The organism is Bowmanella pacifica (genome assembly GCF_014645355.1).
Lineage (GTDB): Bacteria > Pseudomonadota > Gammaproteobacteria > Enterobacterales > Alteromonadaceae > Bowmanella > Bowmanella pacifica.
The window spans coordinates 364,250-390,291 of sequence record NZ_BMLS01000002.1; the positions used below are offsets into that span (position 1 = coordinate 364,250).

Sequence of the window (26,042 nt, forward strand, 5' to 3'; positions counted from 1 at the left end):
CCAAAGGCAAATTGCAGTCAGGCACTAGCTTAAATACAATGCCTTCCGCTTTTGGTCTTATTATTCCAGCAGTTTATCGCACCATTGGCACCTCAACTCACACTACTATCGATAACTTTTTTGGGATCTTAGCCTTATGCACTGGAGTATCGCTGTACTAATATTATTGTCTTTCAGCCCGCAAGCCCTGGCGTTAAGTAACGACCTGGACATCACTGCCACGGCGACAGGTTTCGCCTGTATTGCCATCTTTGTGGTGGCCTATGTTTTGGTGATGCTGGAAGAGAAAATACACTTACGTAAGTCCAAACCTGTATTGGTTGCTGCCGGGCTTATCTGGACCCTGATCGCCTGGCAATATACCAATGCCGGGCTGCATGAACAAAGCACCGACGCCTTTCGCCACGCCCTACTGGAATTTGCTGAGTTGATGCTGTTTTTGCTGGTGGCCATGACCTACATCAATGCCCTGGAAGAGCGCCGCCTGTTTGACGGTTTACGCGCCTGGATGGTTGAACGAGGTTTTAGCTATAAGCAGTTGTTCTGGCTTAGTGGCGTCCTGGCTTTTTTTATCTCACCGGTTGCCGACAACCTGACCACGGCACTGCTGCTTTGTGCCGTGGTGATGAAAGTGGCCGACGGCGACGCTAAATTCATTGCCATGAGCTGCGTAAATATAGTGGTTGCGGCTAACGCCGGTGGCGCTTTCAGCCCCTTTGGCGACATCACCACCTTGATGGTTTGGCAGGCCAATGTGGTCGCCTTTACTGAGTTTTTCGTACTCTTCCTGCCAGCCTTAGTCAGCTATCTGGTTCCGGCACTGTTTATGTCGCTGTTTGTGCCCGATAAGCGCCCTGGCAACATTAGCGAAAGCGTTGAACTAAAACGCGGTGCTCTGCGTATTTTGTTTTTGTTCCTGTTAACCATAGCCACGGCCGTCGTGTTAAAAACCCTTTTCCATCTACCGCCGGTACTGGGCATGATGATGGGCCTGGGTTACCTGCAATTCTTTGGTTATTTCCTGCGTGTCACGCTCCCCGGCTCTTTGGCCAGAAAGAAAGCCCTCGCGGAACGCGAAGGTGATATGGACAAGCTGTCGAGACTGGGCACTGTTGTACCCTTTGATGTATTCAACCGGGTGGCCCGGGCCGAGTGGGACACGCTGTTGTTTTTCTATGGCGTGGTGATGTGTGTGGGTGGCCTGGGTTTTATCGGCTATCTGGCCATTATGTCTGACTTCCTCTACAACGACTGGAATGCCACCGCCGCTAACGTAGTGCTAGGCCTGATGTCTGCGGTTATTGATAACATTCCGGTTATGTACGCCGTATTAACCATGATGCCGGAAATGTCTCACGGCCAATGGCTTTTGATCACTCTGACAGCCGGTATTGGCGGCAGCTTACTGTCCATCGGCTCGGCGGCCGGTGTTGCGCTGATGGGACAAGCCCGTCAGTACTATACCTTTGCCAGCCACCTTAAGTGGGCACCAGTTATACTGCTTGGTTATGGAGCGGGAGTCATATTGCATCTGTACCTGAACAGCCATCTTTTTGTCTGATCAGGCTAGCCATAAGGCGCACCTCGCAGGCTAAATTGAGCTAAATCCTTTCCTGCTTGTTACACTAAGTGAAACCGTAAAGCAGGAAAGGATAATAAGTGAACTCTATCAAAACCCGCGCAGCCGTGGCCTGGGAAGCCGGTAAACCTTTATCTATCGAAGAAGTGGAGCTAATGCCGCCGCAAAAAGGTGAGGTATTAGTCCGTATCGTTGCCACCGGTGTCTGTCATACCGATGCCTTTACCCTCTCAGGAGAGGATCCAGAAGGTATCTTCCCGGCCATTTTGGGCCATGAAGGCGCTGGCATAGTGGAAGCTTTGGGTGAAGGTGTCACTACCCTCGCGGTAGGCGACCACGTTATTCCGCTCTACACCCCGGAATGTGGTGAGTGTAAATTCTGTAAATCAGGAAAAACCAACCTCTGCCAGGCTATCCGTGCTACTCAGGGCAAAGGATTAATGCCTGACGGCACCAGCCGTTTTAGCAAAAATGGCCAGCCGATTTACCATTACATGGGCACCTCTACCTTTGCCGAGCATACCGTCGTACCTGAAATTGCCTTGGCCAAAATCCCCAAAGACGCGCCACTGGAAAAAGTCTGTCTGCTCGGTTGTGGTGTCACCACCGGCATGGGCGCCGTTAGCAATGCAGCCAAAGTTCAGCCAGGCGATACCGTCGCCGTGTTCGGTCTTGGCGGCATCGGCCTGTCGGTGCTGATTGGCGCACGTATGGCCGGCGCAGGCCGCATTATCGCCATTGATATCAACGAAGATAAATTCGATACTGCCAAGCAACTGGGCGCGACAGATACGGTAAATCCCAAAGCCTTCGACAAACCTATTCAAGAGGTCATTGTTGAAATGACCGACGGCGGCGTGGATTACTCCTTTGAATGTATTGGCAATGTGCATGTGATGCGGTCGGCACTGGAATGCTGCCACAAAGGCTGGGGCGAGTCGGTGATTATCGGGGTGGCCGGTGCCGGTCAGGAAATTTCCACCCGCCCTTTCCAACTGGTTACCGGCCGGGTCTGGCGCGGCACCGCTTTTGGTGGCGTCAAAGGCCGCAGCCAACTGCCTGACTACGTGCAGCGTTATATGGACGGTGAATTTGAACTGGACACCTTTATCACCCACACCATGCCCCTTGAAGATATCAACAAGGCCTTTGATTTAATGCACGAAGGGAAATCCATTCGTAGCGTGATTCACTATTAATAGCCCACAGGAGAGAGATGTGAGCCAACTAACAGAATTATCTGCGGTTAAGTGTTTTGGCGGCTGGCAAAAACGCTTTAGCCATGCATCACAGACCTTGGGCTGCGATATGCAATTTTCGGTCTACCTACCCCCACAAGCCAAACAAGGTCAAGCCCTGCCCGTGCTTTACTGGTTGTCAGGGCTAACCTGCAGCGATGAAAACTTTTCCAGCAAAGCCGGTGCCCAACGTGTGGCGGCAGAACTGGGTATCATCCTGATTATTCCTGACACCAGCCCACGCGGTGAGGGGGTGGCCGATGCCCCAGACGGTGCTTATGACTTGGGTTTAGGGGCTGGCTTCTATGTTAATGCCACCCAGGCCCCCTGGGCTGAACATTACCGCATGTATGACTACATAGCCGACGAATTGCCCAAGCTTTGCGACGCCAATTTTAAATTAGCCAGGGCCGCAATTGCCGGTCATTCTATGGGCGGCCACGGCGCGTTAATCATGGCACTGCGTAATCCAGAACGTTATAGCTCGGTGTCAGCCTTTGCACCGATAGTTAACCCCACTGAATGTCCCTGGGGGCAAAAAGCACTGAGCGCCTATCTGGGCGATGATAGCAGCCAGTGGCAACAATACGATGCGTGCGCCTTGTTGAGTGAAGCGGGGACAAACTGGACAATGCCGATGCTAGTTGACCAAGGATTGGCAGATAACTTTTTGGACTCGCAAAAGCTCAGTCGACCGTTGCAGGCCTTATGTGAGCAGCGAAATGTGCCAGCAGAGTTCCGCTACCATGCGGATTACGACCACAGCTACTACTTTATCGCCAGTTTTATTGAAGACCATTTGCGTTTTCATGCTCAGCATCTGCGATAAATCCAGCGTTCAAACATAAAAAAGCCGGTGTAATGCACCGGCTTTTTTACACTGGGTTGCAACCTATGACCGATTAGCGGGAAAGCTTTTTCTCCACCTTAGTTAGCAACATATCTATTTCTTTCTGCCGTGAACTGTCAGCCAACGGGCGGTTTGGACGAGGCTCGGCCTGCTTAGCCAACAACAAATGTTCTTTGGCCTTAGCGTATTTGCCGTCATCAAATAAGAATTCCCCATAGAAATAGTTTGGATCAATACCCTTGGGGTTCATTTCCAGCGCTTGCTTAAGCAGCTTTTCGGCTTTCTTATCACTGCCAAAACTTATCGGCCAGCCAGGTAGCTTGTGATATAGCACACCAAGGCTGGTGAGCGCAGAGCCGCTCAGCGCCTTCTCATCCAGACTAATGGCTTTTTCCAGCGAGGCTTTGGCTTGCTTAGCCAGCCCCAGCGCATCCAGTCCGCCTTTGGCACCGGCGGCGCTGGATTGGCTGATGCCCAACCAAATCCAGCCTTCTGCGCGCTGCGGTTCGGATTGCGTCAGGGTTTGAGCCTCAGCGATAAGGTTATCAAAGGCCTTATCCCGTTCTTGTTCAGCTAGCGTGTAATTCACTACAGCCCACTGCTGCTGAACCGCTAACAGTTGTGGCCATTCATTCGCGTTGGCGGCGGATGTCAGTATTAACGACAGACCACCCACTAGTGCAATTAGAGGACGTTTTAGCATAGTCATACCAGGATCTCCTTCGCATGTTGTGCAGCAAATTTCTTAATAATGGGCAGTTTCTTAACCAAGGCGTTATCCACTAAAGAGGGGAACGCCCCATTAATTCGAACAAATAGCTTCTCTGGGAAGCCAATAAATTTACGCCGCAGCCCTTGTTGCAATTGCGCCTTGAGGGCCTTGGCAACCAACTCTGGGCTATCCACCTGGTTACCCAGGGCCTTATTCATGGCCACTACGTCGTCACTGTTTATCGTGGTTTGCGTGGCCCGAGGAGCCAGATAGAACACGTTTACCGAAGACCCTGCCAGTTCTCGTTGCAGGGCTTCAGTAAAACCGCGCAAACCGAACTTGCTGGCGCAATACAGGCTCTGGCAGGCAAAGCCTATGCTGCCGAATGTGGAACCGACGTTGACTATATATGCCTCGGAGCGTTTCTTCATGGCTGGCAACAAGGCCCTTATCAGCGCCATAGGCGCGAGCAGGTTGGTCTGAATGGTCTGCTCTAAATCCTCATCAGACATGCTCTGCAACTCGCCAAAAGGCGCAATGCCAGCGTTGTTAATCAGCATACTGATGGCAGGAAAACGCGCCAACTGACGGATTAATTCATCACGTCCCTGACTTGAGCTGATGTCGGCCACCACAATCTGGTGGGTTCCCGGCAGACTGTTGGCCAACGCTTGTAAGGCCTGTTCGTTACGGCCCTGCAGAATCAGCTGCACGCCAGATTCAGCCAGGGTACGTGCGATGGCCTGACCTATACCGCCACTGGCACCGGTCAGCAAACAATGTTGATTTGCCCAATTCATAACAGGCTCCTAGGCAGCTTGAGCCAGACCATGACAAGGGTCCAACTCATAGAAGATATTGCCGTACAGGCGGAAGAACATGCGAGCGGCATGCAGAATCACTTCCTGCTCGGCTTCATCGTCAATCTGGTTCATCAGGTTTTCGAAAAACACAATATGCTCCTGATCAAGGGCACCGTGTGAGCGCAGATAACTGAAAGCTTTGGTTGGTAAGTCCAGCTTGCCCTGAATTTGTGCGGCCGCATTATCTGCCAGAGCAATACTGGTGCCTTCCAGTACAAACACCATGCCAAAGAATGCCAGCGGATTAACCCGTTGTACCGCATCATAGGCATAGGCCACCATCAGTTCGGTAGCAGCGGAGGGCGTACTTTGCCTGGCTTGTTGCTTGTTATAGCCACAGGCGGCAATGTCATTGAGGATCCATTCCTGGTGACCCATTTCCTCTTCAATGTATTCGCCCACGGCCTCGCGCAACCATTCTTTGCTTTCGGGTAAACGCCCACCCACCGTCATCAATAAGGGCACGGTATGCTTCACATGGTGAAAGGCTTGTTGCAGAAAGGCGACGTAATCGTTGAGGTCAAACTCACCGCGAAAACAGCGCTGAATGATAGGGGCCGACAGCAGGTATTCACGTTCGCTGCGGGTTTGGGCTTGTAATCTTTCATATAGCTTCATGATAAGCTCCTGATTCAACGTTATTTTCAATCTGATAAAAGGCATTGATCTGTACAGCAAAGCGCTCAGACATGGCATCGCGCTTTAATTTGCCATTAGCAGTAAATAAACTGGCATCCTGTATTTCTGCTGCGTTTAGCAAATGCCAGGCTTTGATCTTGGCATAGTCAGGTAGACGGGCGTTGGTGGCGTCAATGGCAGCCTCAACCAAAGCAAAAGGTAAGGCGTCTTGTGCTGGCACCAATAACGCACTGCAAAAAGGCTGGCTGTCGCCCAGCACCATCACGTGCTTAAAGAGGCCACTGGCCATCACCTCAGCTTCTACCCATTCGGGAGAGATATTTCTGCCCAGCGAGTTAATCAGCAGATTTTTAAACCGCCCATCAATACGCACATAACCTTGCTTAAAACTGGCTTTATCACCGGTATGCACCACTTGCGGGTACCAAGACTCAGGTTGGTTTAAATAGCCCAGAAACAGGTTGCCATGCACCAGCAACTCGTTATCTTCAATTTCCAGGCGGTTATGCGGCAGAGGTCGCCCCACACTCTGGGGATCATTGTTCGCAGGCGTGTTTAAGGCCACCACAGAAACACATTCACTGAGTCCATAGCCCTGATAGACTGGGAGCCCAATAGCCTGTGCATGCTTAAGCAAAGCCTCTGACACAGTCGCACCGCCAACAGCAATAAATTGCAATGAGGCCGGGGCGCGCCAGCCCTGTCGCCAGGCGTGAATCAGTAAAGTCAGCAACTCGGGCACCAATATCAGACTGGTGGGTTGCCAGCGGTTAATCAGGGTCAGCATGGCAGCAGCGTCTTTTAGCTGGCTCCCCATAAAGCCTCTTTGGGTATCAGTGGCCAAAACCACTTTGCCGCCAGCCAGCAGCGGCGCATAGATGCCAGCCACATTTTCCAGCAGGGTCGCCAGTGGTAATAAGCACAAATGCACAACATCTTGCATGGCCAGCGTATCCACCAGAGCCTGCGCTGTGATTTGCAAAGAGGCGTGACTAAGACAAACCCCTTTGGGCTGGCCGGTTGACCCCGAGGTAAAAGTAATTTTGCCTGTGCCTTTAGGGCGTTGAGCCGGTGTTTCCGGCGTGAAATATTCAGCACAGAAGCGACCAAAAGGCAGATTTTCCTGCCCCGCCAGCGGGGCGCTGATCATCAGGTCAATGGCAGCAGCCTTGAGTAGGTGCTCGCGCTGCGCCTGACTAAAAAACACAGGTACGGGTACACAGCAAACATCAGCACGCTGGCAAGCCAGATCCATCAGCACCCATTCGATACTGTTTTCCAGCGCCAAGCCAACGCACTTGGTCTGACCTTGCTTTAGCCAGGCAGCTCTAAGCGCCACCTGTTCATCCAATTGTGCATAGGTCAATTGCTCGTCATCGCTACAAAGGGCAATGGCATCAGGTGTGGTCAAACAAGCTGGGAACTGCATTACAGACTCCTCAGATTGGTTGTTAGCGTCTGGATATCAGCACAAAAGGAAGCAAACAGACCTGGCAACAAATCACGCTCCAGCATTGGCGTCATAGCATCTTTAAGATCCAACGCCATGACCTTTGGCTGAGTTTGATAGTAGCTGCCCCAGTTATCATCAGAGGGGGTCAAACAAGCGGGATCGGCATCTGCCAGATAGGTCAGCTTGACCCCTTCACGCTGCAGCAAGGCGATAAGATGATTGGTACCGCAAAACAGCAGATGACTGTAGTGATTTAGAAATAGCCACAATGTGGTAGCCATAAATAAAGGCATCGCATAACGGCGCGACAAGGCAAACAGATTACCTATTTCCGCAATGCGTTCCGACTGGGTAGTAATGCCTCTAGCTGCCAGACAATCCATCACATTGTCACTAAGGTATTGCTGAACAAACAATGATTCGCGCCCACTGCGTAAACCAAGCGCAGCCTGATAGTGCTGCCCCTTAATCGCCAGTAGCGTTGGCATAAAATGATGAATGTCAGCGTCATAGGCCTTGGCAAAGCCTTTTTTAATAAAGCCTTCCAACTCAGCTCGGGCCGGGCTATCAGTCGTGGCACTGGACAGGGTCAGACCGCAGCCGTTTTTGACGGAGGCATGGCGGGCCACATCGCCGCAATACTGCATAACTTGCTGGTACATAAACGTCTCCTATCACTGACTTCTGATAGGAAGATATCCGGTCAAGCTTAACGAACTCTTAAGAAGGTTTAATTTTCCCTGTTATTAAAAAATGTCCGTTTTCACTCCTCATTGGCGCTATTAAATCCAGTAGGGAAATACCCACTAACATCATTTACAGATAAATATTTTATAGGGAGTCACTAAATGTCAGCCTTTCGCCAAGTTCATTTAACCTTTAAACGTATTTTCAGCTCCGCTTTACTGGCCGGGCTGGCTTGCTGTTTCTCGGTCTCCGCCGCACCTATTTTTGGCTATGATGCCAGTAACGGTGGCTACGTATCCATTCAACCAGCGAAGGGCAGCGGTAATGAAGGGGCCTGGAAGGCACAGTCATTTACCTTGACTCGTCAGTTGAGCATCTCGTCCATTGAAGTGGGGCTTTATCACACCTCCGCCTTTGAGGCGACAGTACAATTGGTAAAAGGAACGCCGCTACCTAACTTCGATCCTGGCTTTGGGGCGCAACAGGCACTGGCAACTGGCCGCTTCAGCGGTCCTGATCAAACATCCAGCTACGATGTATTCTCCTTTGACGCCGACCTGACATTGGAAGCCGGCGAATACTTTTTGATTGTGGCAAACACGCTGTTTAATGGTGGAAACTTTGGCTGGGCATTTGGTGATAACTTGCTAACCAGTACACAAGATTATGGCAGCGTAGGAGACTTATTCAGCTGTATCAACGCCACTCCAGGTGTTGACTGTGACCTCAATGACCCCAGTAACTCATCCTGGCAACCCCTGCCAGATGAGCTAAATGCGCAAGATATGGAGTTTCGTCTGCTGGAAGCTATCACCTCAGCCATACCCAGCCCAGGCACCCTATGGTTAGTTCTTTTTGCTTTGACTGCGCTTGTCTGCATCAGAAAACAGCAACAAGCTGAATAATGAAAAGACAGAGGCCGGCGGCGCAGCGGAAGCGCCGTCGACTTGATTTAGCTGTCAAATCCCCATCTCCGGATATTTACAATAGGGTGATTACCCCCATCAGGATAAACAGCGCACTGGCCACCACGCGGGTGATACTCAAAGGGATTTTTTCCATCAAACGAGCCCCTAGATAAACCACCGGTACATTGGCTAATAGCATACCTACTGTGGTCCCCAATGTGACCCACAACACCGACTGGTATTCTGCGGCCAAAAGCACAGTCGCTACTTGCGTTTTATCGCCAATCTCCGCCAGAAAAAACAGCACAAGTGAGACGACAAAAGGGCCATAGGCATCAAAACGACTGCTTACCCCTTCCTCTTTGTCGGGCACCAGTAACCACAATCCCACTAAGATAAAACTGCCCGCTAGCACCCAATGACCAAGATCGGAATTAATAAACCCCGCTAACCAGGCCCCAAGCCAGGCAGACGCAGCATGATTCAGTAAGGTAGCCACCAAGATACCCAGCACAATGGCGGTTTTGTTGCGGAATTTAGCCGCCAGTAACAGCGACAGCAGCTGAGTTTTATCCCCCATTTCGGCAAGGGTAACAACAGCGGTGGAGGTGAAGAGTGCTTCCATTTAGATAATCTCAGGCGGGATAAATAACCAAAGGCAAACAACCCTCTCCCGCCTACTGGAGTGGCCATTTGCCTTAGGTCTCGCCGATATTCGCCAGTGCGAATACAAACTTGCCACAGGCATGAGGCCTGACTATGTTGACAAATTTACCTGCTGACAGCAGGCGGGCTACTCCCCCAAGACGGGCGCAAGCCTAACACAGCCAGCTTCCCTCTTCACTTAGTTTCTGCTATTGATGGATTTCTGACCTGGATCAAGCCGTACCAATCAGTCTGATTTATGCTCAATGCACTTGTCATGAAAAGGTGGGGCTAATGACCGATAGCAAATTGATTGTTCTGCTTAAGATCCTAATGGCCGTAGGTATCACCCTGATACTACTGGGTGTTTTTCTGCATTTTAATCCCGCCATGGAAGCACTTGGCGTAACGGGCATTGTTATCAGCGCCTCTTTGGTTGCGGTGGGCATGGCCATGTCACTGCCCACCAAGATGTACCTGACCTTTCTCTTTATGCGTATGGAAGCGGAACAAACTGAGCAAAAAATCGTTCAGACCGCAGCAAAAGGCGAGTCTCCCAGCAACGACTGAAAATCTGCCGGTGGAGCGCCACAGCGCCGTGCGGCAGGAAAATCCACGGCCAATTGCAAAGGCTCACTCAGATACAATTCGATTTGACAGTGTAAGCCTTCACCACGAAAGCAATACCCCGCCTGCATATCAACCGGCCGCTCCGCAGCTTGCCACACCAGGGTTAGCATCTCTTGTACTTCTGTCAGTTTACTCTGGGCTAACAAGGCATCTCCCAGCGACATAACATACCATTGCATTCAATTCTCCTTAAATGGCTAGAAAATCCTCGCCAACTTGCCTCTTCCACGTTCTGTGCTACAAATTGAGTAGAGAGGGAATTTGAGAGAGCAGCATGAGATTCATGGCTATCCATAGTTACGATGAAGAACTGGATGTACTTTTCTCCGAGGCGAAGGGGGTAGCCGATCCCGGCGATATTCTCTCCCTTTACAACAAACTGCACTGCTTAACGTCCCGCCATCATTGCCAACAGGTATTGATCGACCTTCGCCAGTTACAACTCAGCTACGATAGCGCCAATGTGCTATCAATCCTTGATAGTATAGAGCCACTGCTCTGTAACTTACAGATAGCCAGAATCGTTAACCCTACCGACGCGCGTCAGCAATTTATTCAAGCTTATGCGGAACAACGTAATCTGCCCATACGCAATTTTTATCACTATCAGGACGGCCTGAATTGGTTGACCGGCACCAGTGAGGAGGCAGACCAAGCGCCTTCGCTGGAAGAAATGCTCAGTTAGCCCACTTGGTTTTGTGGCATAATAAGCGGCGATGTCGTTAATAAAGTGTCACCATGAGCCGTCGTTTTCCCGTTCCAGCCGCCCCTCACCAGTTTGAGTTTGAGATTAAACGCAGCCGATTTCTCAGTCTGGTAGAACGGGCCGTTGATCGTGAGGCCGCGGAAGCCTTTATTCGCAAGCAGCGTTTGGCTCATCCACAGGCAGCCCATGTTTGCTGGGCCTATATTGCGGGTTCACCTGACACCACAGTGCGTTCCATGAGTGATGATGGCGAACCGTCTGGCACCGCCGGCCGGCCCATGCTTAAGGTGTTAGAACACTCGGGAATAGGTGAAATTGTTGTTGCCGTGGTTCGCTACTACGGCGGGATAAAACTCGGCACCGGTGGCCTGCAACGCGCGTATTCCGATGCCGTTACCGGTGCACTCAAAGAACTGCCTACTGACCTATGGGTACCGCGCTCACAACTCACCATCGAATTTGACTATGCGCAAGAGTCCAACGTCCGTCACTGTTTAGGGCAATTTGACACTGACGAGCCAAAGATCGACTACGCCAACCAGGTTTGCATTCACTTTGCTATTGCAGACAGTCAAAAACAACAGTGTCTGCAAGCCCTGACCGATTTGTGTGCGGGGGCAATCCAGATCAGCGAAGCCAACAAAAACTGAAGTTAAGATCAGTTATTGCCCCACCAGCAGTTTTCTCAATTGAAACAAATCGGTGATCTCATAGTGTGGCTCGATGCCTTCGGGCCTGACCTGCCCTTCCACATTTAGCCAGCAGGTATGAATACCGGCGTTCAATCCCCCTAGCACATCGGCATGGGGATTATCCCCCACCATCAATACCTGTTCTTTGGGGGGATCGCCCAGCAAGGCCAGGGTATGTTCGAAAATCCCTTTATGGGGTTTCGCCACACCAATCTGCTCGGAAATCACCAGATGTTGAAAATGCTCACTGACCCCATTATTGTCCAGACGCATCTGCTGCATACGGGTAAAGCCGTTGGTAATTATTCCCAGCGTCGCTTTCCCACTTAGGGAGTCCAGCAGTTCACGTGCACCAGGTAACAACTTACTGGTTTGACCCATGGCTTCAACAAAGTGGGTATTAATTTCACCGGGACACATTTCATGCTTGTCAGCCCAATGAGCAAAACGGCGCCGCTGCAAATCCTCGGAGCTGATTTGCCCATCCTGATACTGACGCCATAACGGCATACTGACGTCCAGGAAATGCTTAAAGTCCCACTCGCCAAATCCTTGCTCAAAGCGCGAAAATGCCAGTTGAAGGCCAGCAAAGGCGTCAAAATCGAACAAGGTATCGTCAGCGTCAAACAGGATCCATTGGTACTGCATCGCGTCTCCTTAACAAGCGTACAAAGCGGCGTGTAAAAAGGGTGCCATAGCCAGCACCAACGCCTGATGATAAGCACTCTGGCGAGTTTCACGACCATTGGTTAATAAGCCAATCGCGCCGCCCTTATGCTTAATATTAGTTTCACCGAACAAGCGATCCATCACCGGACCTAACTCTTCCCCCTGTTGCAGGGCTTGCCAGACCGGCTGGGGGATTGGCAGATTGGCACTTCGCCCAACACTACGCTGCTGACCATCGCTGATCACCACATAGGCAAAGGTGGCCGGACCATCAACAAAACAGTCCACGCCGCCTTCGGCAGCCACATAGTAATCGGCCTTGCGTACAGCCTTACATGCCTCTACTCGGTTAAGAGCGCCTAAACGGGTATCGGCTTCGCTCATAGGCTGTGCCGCCACACCGGATGCAACAGACATTCCCTGACAGTCAAGTTGATAATCCGGGAAAAGCGCCGTAAATGCCCCGCTAACTGCGGCCACTTTAACGGGGTTGGTGGAACCCACCACTATGGTTAGCCTTTGCATACATTCCGCAATATGACAAAAGCGACATTGTGCCATATCCCTATGACAATTTGTCGCCCATCTTGGTTTGAACCAATAACGTCATGGCATAAGAGAAACTAGAAGTAATACTCCAAACTCAGCTGTACATAGTCGTCGCGGCGCAGCAGATAAGCAGGGTCTGAAGGTGTATCAGCGCTGAAAAACCAGCCGTCTACACGCCACTTCCAGTTATCATTAATACGGCTAGATGCCTCGATATAACCACTATGACCACTGCTATCATCCAAATCCTGAATGTAAGCAATCAGAATTTCGGTACCACGGATATCATTGAATACCAGGCGTGTCCCCACCATCAGGTCATTCTGTCCCAGACTGGTAGCCAGTTCATCCCGCTCATCGTACTGATATTCCATCAACCAGCCTATGTCATAGGCGGTATTGAATACCCCGACCTTGGTGTGCTCCAAACCCGCTGTCAGGGCGTAGAAGTTGTCTTGATCGGTTTTACGATGAATGGCTTCCAACTTATACAGGGTAGCGCCAACCACCGTCAGCATATCCAGCCCAACCTGTTGCATTTGTCCGTAGTAAGGGCGTAATACCGCTTCATCACCCTGCATGGCCGGCAACAAAACCGGCTCTCTGTTAGTCCCATCAAACCAGGACAAGCCAATTTCGGTATCGCCCAGATAGCCCATGTAACGGAACGCCCAGTCCAGATGTTCCTGCTCATCATCAGACTGATACAACGGATTATCGGTATCTACCCGCAGCGGAGTGCGAAAACGCCCCTCCACGCCGCTAAATGTGCGCTCACGAAAATAAGGCAAAGCAAACACACTGAGGGTGCCCCAGTCCTGCACCCAGGAAAACTGCACCATGGGTTGGCCTAGCTTCTCCTCGCCGTCAATGGCTTCAACAAAATCGGTTTGATTAATCACATCAACCAGATGCTGAGACTCAGTCTGCCCCCAGAACACTTTGCCGATACCGGCTCTCAGTTCCCAGGCATCCCCCACATGCAGCCACATCAGTTCACGCACATCCATATGGGTACGTTCACTGTCGCGACTGTCATAACGGAAAAACGGTTTAAAGTTCACGCTATCAGCGCCATCGTTCCAGCTATGGTAGAACTCCGGCTCAATAAAGACAGAAAGATCACTGTCATGCTGCTTTGGGTACAGACCATCCTGAAAGTAAAAACGCTGCTCAATGGCGCTGCGAATATTCGTTTGCGTGTCTGCCATAACAGACCCCGCCAACAATACGCCCAAAGTAAGTAAGGATGTCTTCACCCACCTCTCCTTATTTGGCACGTTTCAGTGCCGCCTGGCTAAAATCACTCTCGCTCAGGCCGGTACGAAACTGTAACTCGTGTGTAATCAAATCCGTGCTTTTCCTAGTCTGATGGTTTTTCATCGACAACTTCATCGGACGCCAGTATTTATCCAGATACAGCTGATAATCGTGCATAGTTAGCGTTTTCAATAAGCTGTCTTTACGATCGTAAAACTCAACCTTCTGGGCACGATAATGCTCTTTATCCAACCAGGTAATTAACTTGGTATAACCTGAATGCTCATAAGCAGGCTGCTGTTCTATCACAAAGCAGTCCATCCCTTCATACTGTTCATCACGCAGGTATTTGTAGCTGAACTTCTCCACCTCGAATGAGCTGAGATCCTCAAAAGCAAACTCACTCCCCATAAAGGGACCAGATTTGTTTTTGGAGGCGATACGCTTCACCCGCTTCAGTGCCGGTAAGTACATCCACTGCTCATCCGGCTCGATGGCATGAGAATAATTCAAAAATGCCGTGCCCTTTACGTCGGCAGGCTGATCAAAGATGGTCAGGCCTTTGTCGCCATCATCTTTGACTTCCAGCGTCAGCAGACGCATCCTACGCTCAATTTCCTGACGACTGGCAGTACGCAGAATCATGCTGGCTTCGGCCTGATTATCCTGCCAGCCCAGATCACGTTGTTTACGCTCTTTGGCAATAGCCAACCCTTTTTCTTCCGCCGTTTGCGCCTGCACCTGAACCACCAGCAGCAGGCTTAACAGCGCACTAAACAGTGGCTTGAAGCTTCTTATCCGTATCATCTGCGTTATCCTCTTTATTCACGCTCTTCTTATCAAAAACCATCAGGAAGGCAGGCAGGAACAGGAAGTCTACCGCCAACGCAACCAAAATAATGATGCCCGTTAACATGCCCATATCGGCGTTGACGCCAAAATTGGACAAAGACAAAATGGCAAAACCGGACACCAATACCACGGTGGTGATCCATAAGGCGCGGCCAACACTACTAAAAGCATAGCGCACCGCTTGCTCGGCATCCGCTCCTTCCCTTCTGGCCCTTTGATACTTGGCCAGGAAATGTACCGTATCATCTACAATGATACCAAGGGACATGCTCATTACCACCGACAACCCCATATTGATCTGACCGGATATCACCGCCCAGATACCAAAGCCGATGCCGGCTGGTAGCAAGTTAGGTAGCAAGCTAATGGCACCCATTTTCCAGGAACGCAGGGCGATAACCAGCAAGCAGGAAATCAATATCAGCGCCAGCACTGTGCCACGCAGCATGCTGGCCATATTGGTTTCACCTATATGAGCAAACATCAAGGAGGGGCTGGAAGCTCTTACTTCTATATTTGGAGCGCGCTGCGCCAACCAATCCAACGCCCGCTGTTCAAAGGCGGTAAATTCCTTGCTGCCAAGGTTTTGCAGCGTCGCCATAACGCGGGTAGCCGACTTGTCCAGGTTAACCTGATTGTTGAGATCTAAACCAAAAGGCAAAGACATTTCGTACAGCAATAAATACTGCGCGGCCAACTCCCGGTCTTCGGGTAAGCGATAATAGCTTTGGTCGTCGCCGTGCATATTTTGATTTAAGCGCTTAAAGGTATCGCTGATGCTGGAAACATGATCTATCTCGGGCTGAGCCCGCAACCACTGAGTAAAGTCTGCTACGATCTGAAGATTATCCGGCTTATTCAGCGCCGAAGGTTCCCCCATAAACAGACCAAAATCCATCGTCGCCATGCCGCTGATATGCTCTTCCTGGTAGTCGGCAGCGAAGCGGAACGGCATAGACGGTTTGAAGTATTCGGTGGCCTGATCATTCACCTCATTTTTCAATGTGGCACCAATGGCCACAAGGGTCAGTATGACGGTAAACGGCAGCAACCTTTTGTGGTTAGTAATGACCCACTCAGCAAAAGCTTCCATACGTCCTGAAGAAGTTTGCTGCTTAACCGCCACACGCATTGGCAGCAGCAACAACAACGCAGGTAGCAGTGTGACCGACAGTACAAAGGCCAGCATAATGCCCACGGCTGTCAAATTACCTAAATCGGCCAGAATAGGCACATCGGAGAAGTTCAGGGTTAAAAAGCCAATAGCCGTTGTGACACTGGTGATAAACACCGGCATTAAATTTAACTCCATGGCATAGCGAATGGCCTCGGCCTTGCTCTTACCCTGGCGTAAGCCATACAGCATGGAAGAAATAACGTGCACACAATCTGCCACCGCCAGTGTCATTACCAACGTGGGCACGTTCACCGTCGCGGTACTGAGAAAAACGCCCATCCAGCCGCTGATCCCCATAGTGGCGGCAATGGTGGTAATCAACACAATAACGGTCGATAAGGTACCGGTAAACGAACGCAGCAGCAGCCACAACATCAACACAACGGTGAGGAACATCAGAGGCACTAGTGTACTGGCATCATTCTCTGCGGACGTCATAAAGGCATCGTTCATGTATACAACGCCTGTGTGGTAAAACTGATGGTTCGGGTAGGTTTGAGATAACGCGTTGCTAAGCTCACGCACCGCCCCAGCCACATCCCTAAATGCTTGGTCTAGGCCTTCGTCAGGCAACTGCACGGTAATATTGATCATGACAGCCTTACCATCGGCTGCCACCATCTTATCGACCAACGCCGGTTCAGACAGAGCCACTCGTCTGGCATTTTGTATCTCGTCCTGACTCATGCCCTGCGGATCTTCAAACAGATCCTCGACCAAGAGATCATCCCCCTCTGCTGAGGTATGCTGAAAATTGGTCATTGAATCGACCCGAGTGGCGTAAGGAATTCGCCAGGCTTCCTCGGTATAGTCCTTTATCAGGGCCAATGTTTGGGGTGAAAACACATCTCCCTCGTCAGGGGCAATCACAATACTGGCGTTTTCACTCTTACTGAAAATGCTCTGCATATCTTCGTAAGCCTGGAGCTGCTCATTACCCGGCCCAAAAAAGATCTTATAGTCACCTCTGAAATAGAGATTTTTACTTCCCACGGCCGCCATGACGACCAGTAATAAGCACAGGGCTAATGTCAGCCAAGGCCTCAATAATATTGCATTTAACCAAACCGCTCTCATGTGATTTTCCCCTTCGCCCCAGTGTGTCTGGTATGTTCCTTTAATTTCGACAGTTCATCGACAAACACTTCTTCTCCGACACGCTGCCAGCTATCCCAATAGTCAAAGTCACTGGAAAGCGGTAGCCACTGCATACCATCCAGCATCAGATTCATGTTAAACATCAGGGTCTTTTCCTCTTCCAGCGCCTGCACCAATTGCGCTGTGCTCGCCGCCAGCATCAAAGCCGTTGAACCAAAGGCCATGGCCCAGGCAGCAAAACTCAGTTGGGTAAATGTTGTCCCCTCAGGAGGCTGCAACTCCCCGTTTTCAATGGCCAAGACAAATAACTGATTACAGACCTCGCCCAGTTGCTGCTCCAGCACGAATTGCATGTCTAATCGCTCCTGACTGGCTCGTTCAGCAACAGCAGGGGTTTTGGATGTCAGCACGCAATAAAACAGTGTGGGGTGAGACAGCGCATGTAAGCGGTAGGCAAAACATAATGCCAATAATTTTTCTCTGGCATTACCTTTGAAGTTCAAGGCTTTATAAAAAAAATCCAACTCCGTTTGCATCGCTTTAATACACAAGGCGCAGAGCAGGTCTTCTTTGCTGGAAAAATGGTTATATACCGTGCCTTTGGAGTAATCGCAGGCAGCCACCAGCTTATCCATGGTCAGGCCACTAAAGCCATGCTCGGCCATAATATGCTCGGCCAACAACAGAAGCTCCTGCTCACGTTCAGCAATAGCTTGCTGGCGTTTACCGGTGATTTTTTTCATCAGGCAGTCAGATAGATGACCATCTTTGGAAACAAGGTTAAATTCCATAAAATGACGAACCGTCAATGTTGACGATTCGTCATTTTAGTAGAAGTTTTACACAAATCAATAAGGCAGCAGAAAGAATTTTCACTATCACGGCTTTTGCTTCATCTATCAATTTAGCTGAGGGACAAAGCTCAGATCATGCACTAAACGCATACGCTTAGTATGTTTTACATACGTCTTTTTATACCTGGATCGATTAATATTTATTCACAAGGTAGCCAGCCCGGTCGCCTTAACGCAGTGGCAGCAACGGAATAAAACAATGGCAAAGCAAAAGAGTGTACCCTCACAACCCAGTAGTATAAAAAGCACACAAAAGTCCAGCCCTTACACAGTGGCATGCAAGCAAGTCGGACTGCTGCATTTTAATGTTGTTGGCTCTCCCACTACCACTGCCGCAAAAGAAAGCCTGAATTTTCTGCGTAGCTGCAATTAAGGCCAGCTAATCCCGCAGTCGTTAAGCTGGCGCGCCTTGGCACCGCCAGCAACTGTTTGTTTTAAAAGCGCAAATTTATGCAGCAGCATATCTGCCTTCTCTTTCCCTGAAGGAGGCGGCAAAATACCCCTCTTTTTTCTACGGTGTGTTTAGCCATGGCGCAACTGTACTTTTACTATTCGGCCATGAACGCCGGTAAGTCCACCTCCCTGCTTCAATCTGCCTACAACTACAAAGAACGGGGTATGCATGTTGCGCTGTTTACTGCCGCCTTGGATGATCGCTTTGGCACAGGCGTAGTGGCCTCACGAATCGGGTTGCAGGCAGAGGCAGAGTTATTCAGCCAGAACACCCATCTGCTGGAACGTATAAACCAGTTAAACCGCCTGCAGCGGGTCGATTGTGTGTTTATCGATGAGGCACAATTTTTAACCAAAGAACAGGTGCGCCAGTTAACTTTTGTGGTGGATGAATTAAAGGTCCCGGTACTGGCCTATGGTTTGCGAACGGACTTTGCCGGAGAAACCTTTGAAGGCAGTCATTACCTGTTGGCCTGGGCGGATAAACTGGTTGAATTGAAAACCGTCTGTCACTGTGGCCGCAAAGCTAACTTTGTAGTACGTATGGATGAACAGGGACGGGCCGTGAAGCAAGGAGCACAAGTGGATGTGGGCGGTAACGATAAATATGTCTCCATGTGCCGCACTCACTTTAGCAAACTGGTTTGGGAGTGATCTAAACATATGGAATACGCTGCGCTATTGATGTTTGTCATATCGGCCTCAATCACACCAGGCCCGAATAATCTGATGTTAATGGCTTCCGGCCTCAATCATGGGATAAAACGCAGCGTGCCACACTTGCTGGGGGTGGATATCGGCTTCACCTTGATGGTGGTCGCGGTGGGATTGGGTATGGCCGGCGTATTTACCGCGTTTCCACAACTGCACGATGTACTGAAAGTTATTGGCACCTTATATTTATTGTGGCTGGCCTGGCAAATAGGCTCAGCGCCGGTAGACGGTATCAAGCTAAAGGATCGCAAACCCTTTAGTTTTATGCAGGCAGCCTTGTTTCAATGGGTTAATCCTAAAGCCTGGATCATGATAGTCGGCGCGGTGGCAACCTATACCGAAGCTGGTAGTAACTACACCTGGCAAGTGATGCAAATTGCACTGTTTTTCTTTGTCTTTGGTACGCCCTGCACCATAGTTTGGCTGCTGTTTGGTACCAGCCTGAAACGCTTTATTAATACGCCGGGTAATCTGCGCCTGTTCAATATCAGCATGGCACTGCTGTTGGTAGCATCTTTACTGCCTGGTCTGCTGGACCTGGTTATCCAGCGCTGATTGGCCCAAAGCTATCAGCGCGCCAGACACAGACCTCTAGCAACATTAAAGGTAAATAAGATGCCAACTGATGCACTGCGAGAATTTATTCAATGCCTGCCACTTCCCGCCCTAGTTGCGAAACACACTAAGCATAGCCGCGTTAATCATCCTACTTTGTTGGTAAACCAGCAGTTCAGCAACGAACTGGGATATGTGCATAGCGATATCCCGGATAAGCATTCCTGGTGGCAAAAAGTCTACCCGGACCCGCTCTATCAACAGGTGGTACAGCGCCAATGGGAACTTGAAGAAGAGCTGGCCGAACGGGAGGGACGCCAATTTATCCGCCTGGATGTCAACCTCACCCTCAAGAATGGGCGGGAAAAGCGCTATAGGGTACTAAGTAGCCCCTGTCCCGGATTACCTGATTACATCCAAGTACTCTTTATTGAACTGACACCCTAAATAACCACCAATGGCTGTTGCAATAACTTCTCAGTTCGCCAAAATAAATGTATACATTTTCAGATGAGTATACATTTTGCCACAATTGGGTAAAGATCTAAGCCTGTCAGCCATCAGCGCCGGTTTTGTTGCCGTACTGGTCGGTTTTGCCAGCTCAGTGGCCATTGTGTTTCAAGCCGCCCAGGCGGCGGGAGCCGATCAGGCTATGATGATCTCCTGGATAGGTGCACTAGGCCTGGGTATGGGACTCACCTGTATAGGCTTTTCCTGGTATTACAAGGCGCCTGTTATCACCGCTTGGTCTACCCCTGGTGCTGCCCTGCTTGCCAGCAGCCTGCTGGGGGTGCCCATTGCAGAGGCCATCGGTGCCTTTATGTTCTGTGCCGCTTTAACCATCTTACTGGGTCTGTCCGGTGGTTTTGACCGTCTGATGCGGCGAATTCCCCCTTCCATCGCCAGTGCTATGCTGGCGGGTATTCTGGTTCAGTTCGGTTTATCCATCTTTACCTCGCTGCAAACAGAGCCACTGCTGGTCATCTCCATGCTGCTAAGTTACTTGTTAGCACGGCGCTGGCTGCCTCGCTACGCCATTATGCTGGTGTTACTGGCCGGCCTGCTCTGCGCCAGTTGGTTGAACAAGCTGGACATCAGTACTGTGGCGTTGAGTTTCAGTCAGCCAGTCTTTGTCTGGCCTCAGTTCAATCTGGGCGTACTGCTGGGAGTGGGGTTGCCGCTGTTTATTGTTACCATGACCTCGCAAAATATCCCCGGTATTGCCACGCTCAGAGCCAGCGGTTACCAGCATGTTCCCGTCTCCCCTATACTGACCGGCACCGGCCTGACGTCGTTACTTTTAGCGCCTTTGGGTGGCTTTGCCTTTAACCTGGCCGCTATCACCGCCGCTATTTGTACCGGCCCTGAATCCCATACCGACAGCAGTAAACGCTATGTAGCCGGTCTGTCCGCCGGTATCTTTTATATTCTGGCTGGTCTCGCGGGTGCTTCAGTGGTCGCGCTGTTTATGGCCTTACCTAACGCGCTGGTCGCCAGCCTGGCGGGACTGGCCTTGCTGGGTACCATAGGCACCAGCTTGTCTGTGGCACTACAAGAAAGTAGCGAGCGAGATGCTGCCCTGCTGTGTTTTCTGATCACCGCTTCTGGCGTCAGTTTCTTTGCTATTGGCGCCGCTTTTTGGGGACTAATGGGTGGTATGCTAACCCTGCTGTTTAGTAAAAAATAACATGAGCCTGTACAACAAACTTAAAACAGACCTGCAAGCTGGCCGATTTGCGCCAGGCACGATACTTAAGCAAAAAGCGCTAGCCGAACAATACCAGGTCAGCCGTATCCCCGTGCGTGACGCCATCCTCAAGCTGAAAAACGAAGGATGGCTCACCGACCATGGAAAATGCGGAGTAGCAGTTCCAGAGTTTGACGCCCTGGAAGTGGAAGATATTTATCTGATGCGCATGCGTCTGGAACCTCTGCTACAAGAGCTTGCCCTGCCCAGGCTGAATAGCGAAGTCTTGGGGCGAGCGGAAGACATTCTCGCCCAAATGGAAAGGTCGCCGATATCAGCGGCCGACATCGGTGAACTAAACTGGCAGTTTCACGCTTGCCTTTATCAGGCTGCACAGCGCCCTACGCTCTATGCGGTGGTAAAGCACCTGCACCGCCAATGTCAGCGTTATATAGGCTATCAGTCATTGAGCCTGAATTATCAATCACGCAGCCAGGCGGAACACCATGCACTGTTGGATGCTCTGCGTGCAAGGGATGGAAAATTGGCTGAACGCCTGCTGCGCGAGCATATCAGCGAGGCCGGCCAGGCTCTGGTTAAGTTTTTGCGCTGAGCACTTAATTGCCGATATCCTGACTGTCCTGACGAAACAGGGACTCTAGTTGCTCACGCCCGCGTTTACTGCGCTCAATCAGAGCATCCATATCATCCAGCTCTTCCAGCGTGTTAGCCAGCAACGCTTCATCATGTTTACGAAACACCTGCACCAGATAATCAGAACGGGCGCTAGATACCCCATAGGCTTTGAGCACATGATTAGCCGCTTCCAGGCTACCTGAATAGACCTCGCGAACCAAGTCCGTCACCCCCATTCGGTGCAAATTACGCACTGTGATACGGTTATGTGCACGGGCTATAATGTGAACGTGGGCAAAGTGTTCCCTTACCAGCTCTGCAATCTTCATCACATCGCTTTCGCGGTTAACCGCTATCAGCAATACTTTGGCCTGCTCGATCCCCGCAGCCCTTAGCAAGTCCAGCTTAGTGGCATCGCCGTAAAACACCTTATTGCCAAACTGTTCAACAAAGGCAATATGCGCGGCGTCTTTATCCAACGCGGTAAAAGGGATCTGGTTGGCAGCCAGGATCCTGGCACTCATCTGGCCAAAGCGGCCAAAACCCGCAATGACCACCTGAGGGTCCTCTACACTGCTGGCTGTATCATACACAGGCGGGCACTGACGACTGTTTACCCAGCGGCTGTAAAGTATGACCAGTGGCGAGGTCATCGCCATGGAAATGCCAACAATCAGACTGACCTGACTGGCCAGATTGGGCTCAAGTAACCCCTTGGCTGCCGCAGTGGTCATCACCACAAAAGCAAACTCTCCGCCTTGTGACAACATCAGCGCCACTCGCACCGCATCGCCTTTTTTCTGTCCGGCCACTATCAGCAAACCACCAATAATCAGGGTTTTAATCACCACCAGCAACAGGCTGGCTCCGACAATAAAACCGGGTTCATCCAGCAGCAACTGCAGATCCAGATTCATACCTATGGCAATAAAGAATAAGCCCAGCAACAAGCCTTTAAATGGCTCTATTTCAGTTTCCAATTGATGGCGAAAACTGGAATTGGCCAGCAACATACCAGCTAGAAAGGCTCCCATACCCATGGATAAACCGGCTTGCTCCATCACCAAAGCCGTGGCAATCACAATCAACAGCGCGGCTGCGGTCATCACCTCTTCATTGCCGTAACGAGACAGCAAGCGTAAAAAAGGATTCAGCAGATAACGGCCCACCAGCAATACGGCAAAAATGGCGGATAAACTCAACCACCAAGGTGGTGCATTACCATCGCCACCGGCCAGCGATTCAACCAACAACAGAATGGGGATCACCGCCAGATCCTGCATCAGTAAAATGGCAAAGCCTTGCTGCCCCGGTGGGGTTTTAAGAATGCCCTGCTCGGCCATTAATTGCACCGCAAAGGCAGTGGAAGATAATGCCAGCGCCAAACCAATCACTAATGACGGCTGCCATTGTTGGGCCGCCCAGATAACCAGCACGCCTACCAGTACCAGAGAGGTCAGCAGCAACTGCCCACCGCCAGTCAGCAGCACGGCCTGACGCATAGACCAGAGTTTTTTAGGCTCCAACTCCAATCCAATCACAAACAACAGCAGAATCACCCCAAGCTCAGCCACATGCAGTACATGGTCTGGCTCATGAATAAGCCCCATCATAGATGGCCCGATAATAACCCCGGCCACCAGGTAGCCGAGAATGGCCCCAAGTTTTAAACGCTTAAACAAAGGCACGGCGATCACCGCCGCAATAAGAAAAATAACTCCGGTTGCCAGAGCTGACATACTGTTCTTCCAGAATAGGCAGGCCTTTAGGCCTTATTGGTATCAGTTAGCGAATCTCTGCACAACGAAAAATCCGCTTTGCGTGCAAAGAGTAGAGTGTGCTGGCCTTTTGGGTCTAGATTTTTTACCAGTTCAGCGCTTTCTGCTCACGACTCCGGGCTGCAGACTTAGTGAACCTAAGGCCAGGTAACAGCGGCAGGGGTCCCCTTTGGGCTGCGCTTGTAGGCCCTTGAACCAAGGCAGAGCAAACATAATGTAGCGACCCTACATGCGTGAATGATAACGCTGCAGAAAAGGCCATAAACTGTTGCAAAGCCATACTCAAAAGCCAGCACGCTCTAGTAATAGCTAAGGTTTTACAGGTAGCATACAGCGCAAACATTGCATCAAGATTGCTTTTTATGACCATAGATTTTCGCCGCAAGCTCAGTACCACCCGCCCGTATAGCAAACAGAGTGAATCGCCGGTTTTGGATATTCGTAAACTGGAGCGGGCGCTGGAAAGTGATCGCGGCAGGATCATCCAGTCAGCAGCCATTCGCCGCCTGCAGCAAAAAACCCAGGTTTTTCCTTTAGAGCGCAACGCCGCGGTACGTTCGCGCCTGACCCACAGCCTGGAGGTGCAGCAAACCGGACGCTTTTTAGTTCGCACCCTCTACGACAAGTTGGGTGACAAGGCTGCGGACTATGGACTAGATGGACTGGAGCGCGCTCTGGAGTCTCTGGTGGAAATGGCCTGCCTGATGCACGACATTGGCAACCCACCGTTTGGACACTTTGGCGAAGCAGCCATTACCAAATGGTTTCGCGATCATCTGCATAACCTACCGGTATTTGCCGGGCTGACAGACAGTGCATTGAAACAAAAGATTCTGGCCGATTTATCCAGTTTTGAAGGCAATGCCCAGGCCATTCGTTTAGTCCACTCCCTGCTCGGGTTGAATTTAACTTACATGCAAGCCGCTTGTGTACTCAAATACACTCGCCCTGCTTACGAGCCCAAACCCGAAAAAGGTGAGCCACTGCATTATCTGCGTAAAAAGCCTGGCTATTACTTATCAGAACAAGGCTATGTTGAAGCGCTGCAAAATCAGCTCGCGTTGGGCCAATATTGCCGCTACCCACTGGCTTATTTAATGGAAGCCGCTGACGATATTTCCTATTGCCTGGCAGACATTGAAGATGGGGTGGAAAAAGGCCTGCTCAGCTACCCGCATTTAACCCGCTTATTGATTGAGGAATTTGACGGTGCAAAGGGCTTGGCAGACGTCCCCTTTCTGCCCGGTAACGGCCGAGAGCCACGTAGTTTCCGTCAGGTCATGGACTATGTGTTAAAACGCGCCGAGCAAGAACCGCTGAATAAAGCCCACCAGTATTTTATGTGGTTACGGGTGAGCTTGATTCACCCACTTGTGCAACATGGCGCCGACGCATTTTTAGCGAACATCGAGCAAATTTATCGTGGTGATTTTAATCGTGCATTATTGGAAGATGACTCTCTCAATCACCACCTAATCGAAACCTTTAAAAAGGTCGCCATTAAGCATATTTTCAGCGTACCTGAGGTAGAAACCCTGGAGTTGCAGGGCTACAGGATTATCAGTGAACTGCTCAATCAGTACCGTCCTTTGCTGGCGTTATCACGAGAAGACTTTCAACAAGTGATCGATGGTGGTCACCGTGACCTGTTGATTGAGTCACGCCTGGCTAAACGTCTGGCCAATAAGCATGTCAGTGCTTACCAACTGGCGCTACAAGGCTTACCGGCAGAGGCCGATATCCTGCTGTGGGAAGGCTATTACCGCTGCCGCCTTATTCAAGATATGGTCAGCGGGATGACCGACCAATATGCCCTGGATGAATATCGTGAACTTTTAGCCCTTAGCGCCTAATTGATAGGTTTCAATACTCGCCTCGTTGAGAGGCTGTTTTGTACTGGTCACGTCTAAGTGCAGAAAATAGTGGCAGTAAATGTGCTCTAGCTGGCTGGTTTTACTTAAGAATCAGGCCCTTGAGGCCTGCCGTATAAGGGTTCGAGAGGTTATCGTGTTGCCCTGCACTATTTTTCACAAGGAGCTATAGACACCCTTGGGTATTAAACGTACAATGCAGGGGCTCTAGATAGTTAAAGCACTTTCAACTACTGCACTGTTTTATCTTCGTCCTTTTGTAAAGTCGATATTAGACATATATTTGC

General features: G+C 50.5%; 27 protein-coding genes. 13 read left to right on the plus strand and 14 right to left on the minus strand.

Annotated elements, in window-relative coordinates; translation table 11 throughout:
* Window positions 1-136: 136 nt before the first annotated feature.
* From nhaD to fghA, 3 genes are all read left to right on the plus strand, one after another.
* Window positions 137-1,561, plus strand: a complete 1,425-nt coding sequence (gene nhaD, locus IEX02_RS07765) for a sodium:proton antiporter NhaD (RefSeq protein WP_188692795.1) — start codon at window positions 137-139, stop codon at window positions 1,559-1,561.
* Between the two features lie 98 nt (window positions 1,562-1,659).
* Complete coding sequence (locus IEX02_RS07770) at window positions 1,660-2,778, plus strand: S-(hydroxymethyl)glutathione dehydrogenase/class III alcohol dehydrogenase (RefSeq protein ID WP_308422484.1); 1,119 nt, start codon at window positions 1,660-1,662, stop codon at window positions 2,776-2,778.
* A gap of 19 nt (window positions 2,779-2,797) precedes the next feature.
* Complete coding sequence (gene fghA, locus IEX02_RS07775; RefSeq protein WP_188692799.1) at window positions 2,798-3,646, plus strand: S-formylglutathione hydrolase; 849 nt, start codon at window positions 2,798-2,800, stop codon at window positions 3,644-3,646.
* A gap of 73 nt (window positions 3,647-3,719) precedes the next feature.
* Here the strand turns inward: fghA and IEX02_RS07780 are convergent, their stop codons facing one another.
* The 5 genes from IEX02_RS07780 to IEX02_RS07800 are packed head-to-tail and all read right to left on the minus strand — an operon-like array spanning window position 3,720 to window position 7,996.
* On the minus strand, window positions 3,720-4,376 hold the full coding sequence (locus IEX02_RS07780) for a tetratricopeptide repeat protein (RefSeq protein WP_188692803.1): 657 nt from the start codon (window positions 4,374-4,376) through the stop codon (window positions 3,720-3,722).
* Window positions 4,373-5,179: an SDR family oxidoreductase gene (locus tag IEX02_RS07785; RefSeq protein WP_188692806.1), complete on the minus strand. Its 807-nt coding sequence runs from the start codon at window positions 5,177-5,179 to the stop codon at window positions 4,373-4,375. The genes IEX02_RS07780 and IEX02_RS07785 overlap by 4 nt, the downstream gene beginning before the upstream one ends.
* 9 nt (window positions 5,180-5,188) lie before the next feature.
* A complete protein-coding gene (locus IEX02_RS07790) occupies window positions 5,189-5,860 on the minus strand; it encodes an iron-containing redox enzyme family protein (protein WP_188692809.1) in 672 nt (223 codons plus the stop codon).
* Window positions 5,847-7,310, minus strand: a complete 1,464-nt coding sequence (locus tag IEX02_RS07795) for an AMP-binding protein (protein ID WP_188692812.1) — start codon at window positions 7,308-7,310, stop codon at window positions 5,847-5,849. Before IEX02_RS07795 ends, IEX02_RS07790 begins: the two co-directional genes overlap by 14 nt.
* Window positions 7,310-7,996 carry a thermostable hemolysin gene (locus IEX02_RS07800; RefSeq protein WP_188692816.1) on the minus strand — a complete coding sequence of 229 codons (687 nt, stop codon included), beginning with the start codon at window positions 7,994-7,996 and terminating at the stop codon, window positions 7,310-7,312. Before IEX02_RS07800 ends, IEX02_RS07795 begins: the two co-directional genes overlap by 1 nt.
* A gap of 186 nt (window positions 7,997-8,182) precedes the next feature.
* Between IEX02_RS07800 and IEX02_RS07805 the strand changes: the two genes are divergently transcribed.
* Window positions 8,183-8,926, plus strand: coding sequence for a hypothetical protein (locus IEX02_RS07805; RefSeq protein WP_188692818.1), 744 nt, complete (start codon window positions 8,183-8,185; stop codon window positions 8,924-8,926).
* Between the two features lie 76 nt (window positions 8,927-9,002).
* On the opposite strand, the gene IEX02_RS07810 is transcribed toward IEX02_RS07805, so the two are convergent.
* Window positions 9,003-9,554 (minus strand): TMEM165/GDT1 family protein, encoded by a 552-nt coding sequence (locus IEX02_RS07810; protein ID WP_188692822.1) that lies wholly within the window; start codon window positions 9,552-9,554, stop codon window positions 9,003-9,005.
* A gap of 314 nt (window positions 9,555-9,868) precedes the next feature.
* Between IEX02_RS07810 and IEX02_RS07815 the strand changes: the two genes are divergently transcribed.
* The gene (locus tag IEX02_RS07815) at window positions 9,869-10,144 is read left to right on the plus strand and encodes a hypothetical protein (protein ID WP_188692825.1); all 276 of its coding nucleotides are present in this window, start codon (window positions 9,869-9,871) and stop codon (window positions 10,142-10,144) included.
* Here the strand turns inward: IEX02_RS07815 and IEX02_RS07820 are convergent.
* Window positions 10,105-10,383 (minus strand): hypothetical protein, encoded by a 279-nt coding sequence (locus IEX02_RS07820; protein ID WP_188692828.1) that lies wholly within the window; start codon window positions 10,381-10,383, stop codon window positions 10,105-10,107. The two genes, IEX02_RS07815 and IEX02_RS07820, sit on opposite strands and share 40 nt — an antisense overlap.
* Before the next feature lie 95 nt (window positions 10,384-10,478).
* Here IEX02_RS07820 and IEX02_RS07825 point away from each other — a divergent pair, with 95 nt between their 5' ends.
* Window positions 10,479-10,889 carry a hypothetical protein gene (locus tag IEX02_RS07825; protein WP_188692831.1) on the plus strand — a complete coding sequence of 137 codons (411 nt, stop codon included), beginning with the start codon at window positions 10,479-10,481 and terminating at the stop codon, window positions 10,887-10,889.
* Window positions 10,890-10,942: 53 nt separating this feature from the next.
* Window positions 10,943-11,560, plus strand: coding sequence for a YigZ family protein (locus IEX02_RS07830; protein ID WP_188692844.1), 618 nt, complete (start codon window positions 10,943-10,945; stop codon window positions 11,558-11,560).
* Between the two features lie 12 nt (window positions 11,561-11,572).
* Here IEX02_RS07830 and yjjG read toward each other — a convergent pair whose 3' ends face one another.
* From yjjG to IEX02_RS07860, 6 genes are all read right to left on the minus strand, one after another.
* Window positions 11,573-12,250, minus strand: coding sequence for a pyrimidine 5'-nucleotidase (gene yjjG, locus IEX02_RS07835; protein WP_188692847.1), 678 nt, complete (start codon window positions 12,248-12,250; stop codon window positions 11,573-11,575).
* 9 nt (window positions 12,251-12,259) lie between these two features.
* Entirely contained in the window at window positions 12,260-12,796 is a 537-nt protein-coding gene (yjjX, locus tag IEX02_RS07840; protein WP_188692850.1) for an inosine/xanthosine triphosphatase, read from the minus strand.
* A 98-nt stretch (window positions 12,797-12,894) separates the two neighbouring features.
* Window positions 12,895-14,079, minus strand: coding sequence for a hypothetical protein (locus IEX02_RS07845; protein WP_188692852.1), 1,185 nt, complete (start codon window positions 14,077-14,079; stop codon window positions 12,895-12,897).
* 10 nt (window positions 14,080-14,089) lie between these two features.
* The gene (locus IEX02_RS07850; protein WP_188692855.1) at window positions 14,090-14,887 is read right to left on the minus strand and encodes an outer membrane lipoprotein-sorting protein; all 798 of its coding nucleotides are present in this window, start codon (window positions 14,885-14,887) and stop codon (window positions 14,090-14,092) included.
* Window positions 14,853-17,186, minus strand: a complete 2,334-nt coding sequence (locus tag IEX02_RS07855; RefSeq protein WP_188692859.1) for an efflux RND transporter permease subunit — start codon at window positions 17,184-17,186, stop codon at window positions 14,853-14,855. The genes IEX02_RS07850 and IEX02_RS07855 overlap by 35 nt, the downstream gene beginning before the upstream one ends.
* A complete protein-coding gene (locus IEX02_RS07860) occupies window positions 17,183-17,998 on the minus strand; it encodes a TetR/AcrR family transcriptional regulator (RefSeq protein WP_188692861.1) in 816 nt (271 codons plus the stop codon). The genes IEX02_RS07855 and IEX02_RS07860 overlap by 4 nt, the downstream gene beginning before the upstream one ends.
* 591 nt (window positions 17,999-18,589) lie before the next feature.
* On the opposite strand from IEX02_RS07860, the gene IEX02_RS07865 reads away from it, so the two are divergent.
* From IEX02_RS07865 to IEX02_RS07885, 5 genes are all read left to right on the plus strand, one after another.
* Entirely contained in the window at window positions 18,590-19,168 is a 579-nt protein-coding gene (locus tag IEX02_RS07865; RefSeq protein WP_188692864.1) for a thymidine kinase, read from the plus strand.
* Between the two features lie 9 nt (window positions 19,169-19,177).
* On the plus strand, window positions 19,178-19,783 hold the full coding sequence (locus IEX02_RS07870) for a LysE family translocator (RefSeq protein ID WP_188692867.1): 606 nt from the start codon (window positions 19,178-19,180) through the stop codon (window positions 19,781-19,783).
* A gap of 60 nt (window positions 19,784-19,843) precedes the next feature.
* Complete coding sequence (locus tag IEX02_RS07875; RefSeq protein WP_188692869.1) at window positions 19,844-20,230, plus strand: hypothetical protein; 387 nt, start codon at window positions 19,844-19,846, stop codon at window positions 20,228-20,230.
* A 76-nt stretch (window positions 20,231-20,306) separates the two neighbouring features.
* A complete protein-coding gene (locus IEX02_RS07880; protein WP_188692871.1) occupies window positions 20,307-21,470 on the plus strand; it encodes a benzoate/H(+) symporter BenE family transporter in 1,164 nt (387 codons plus the stop codon).
* A gap of 1 nt (window position 21,471) precedes the next feature.
* Window positions 21,472-22,083, plus strand: a complete 612-nt coding sequence (locus IEX02_RS07885) for a GntR family transcriptional regulator (protein ID WP_188692874.1) — start codon at window positions 21,472-21,474, stop codon at window positions 22,081-22,083.
* Between the two features lie 4 nt (window positions 22,084-22,087).
* Here IEX02_RS07885 and IEX02_RS07890 read toward each other — a convergent pair whose 3' ends face one another.
* Window positions 22,088-23,845: a monovalent cation:proton antiporter-2 (CPA2) family protein gene (locus IEX02_RS07890; RefSeq protein ID WP_188692877.1), complete on the minus strand. Its 1,758-nt coding sequence runs from the start codon at window positions 23,843-23,845 to the stop codon at window positions 22,088-22,090.
* Between the two features lie 401 nt (window positions 23,846-24,246).
* On the opposite strand from IEX02_RS07890, the gene dgt reads away from it, so the two are divergent.
* Entirely contained in the window at window positions 24,247-25,737 is a 1,491-nt protein-coding gene (gene dgt, locus IEX02_RS07895; protein WP_188692880.1) for a dGTPase, read from the plus strand.
* The last annotated feature ends 305 nt before the right edge of the window (window positions 25,738-26,042 follow it).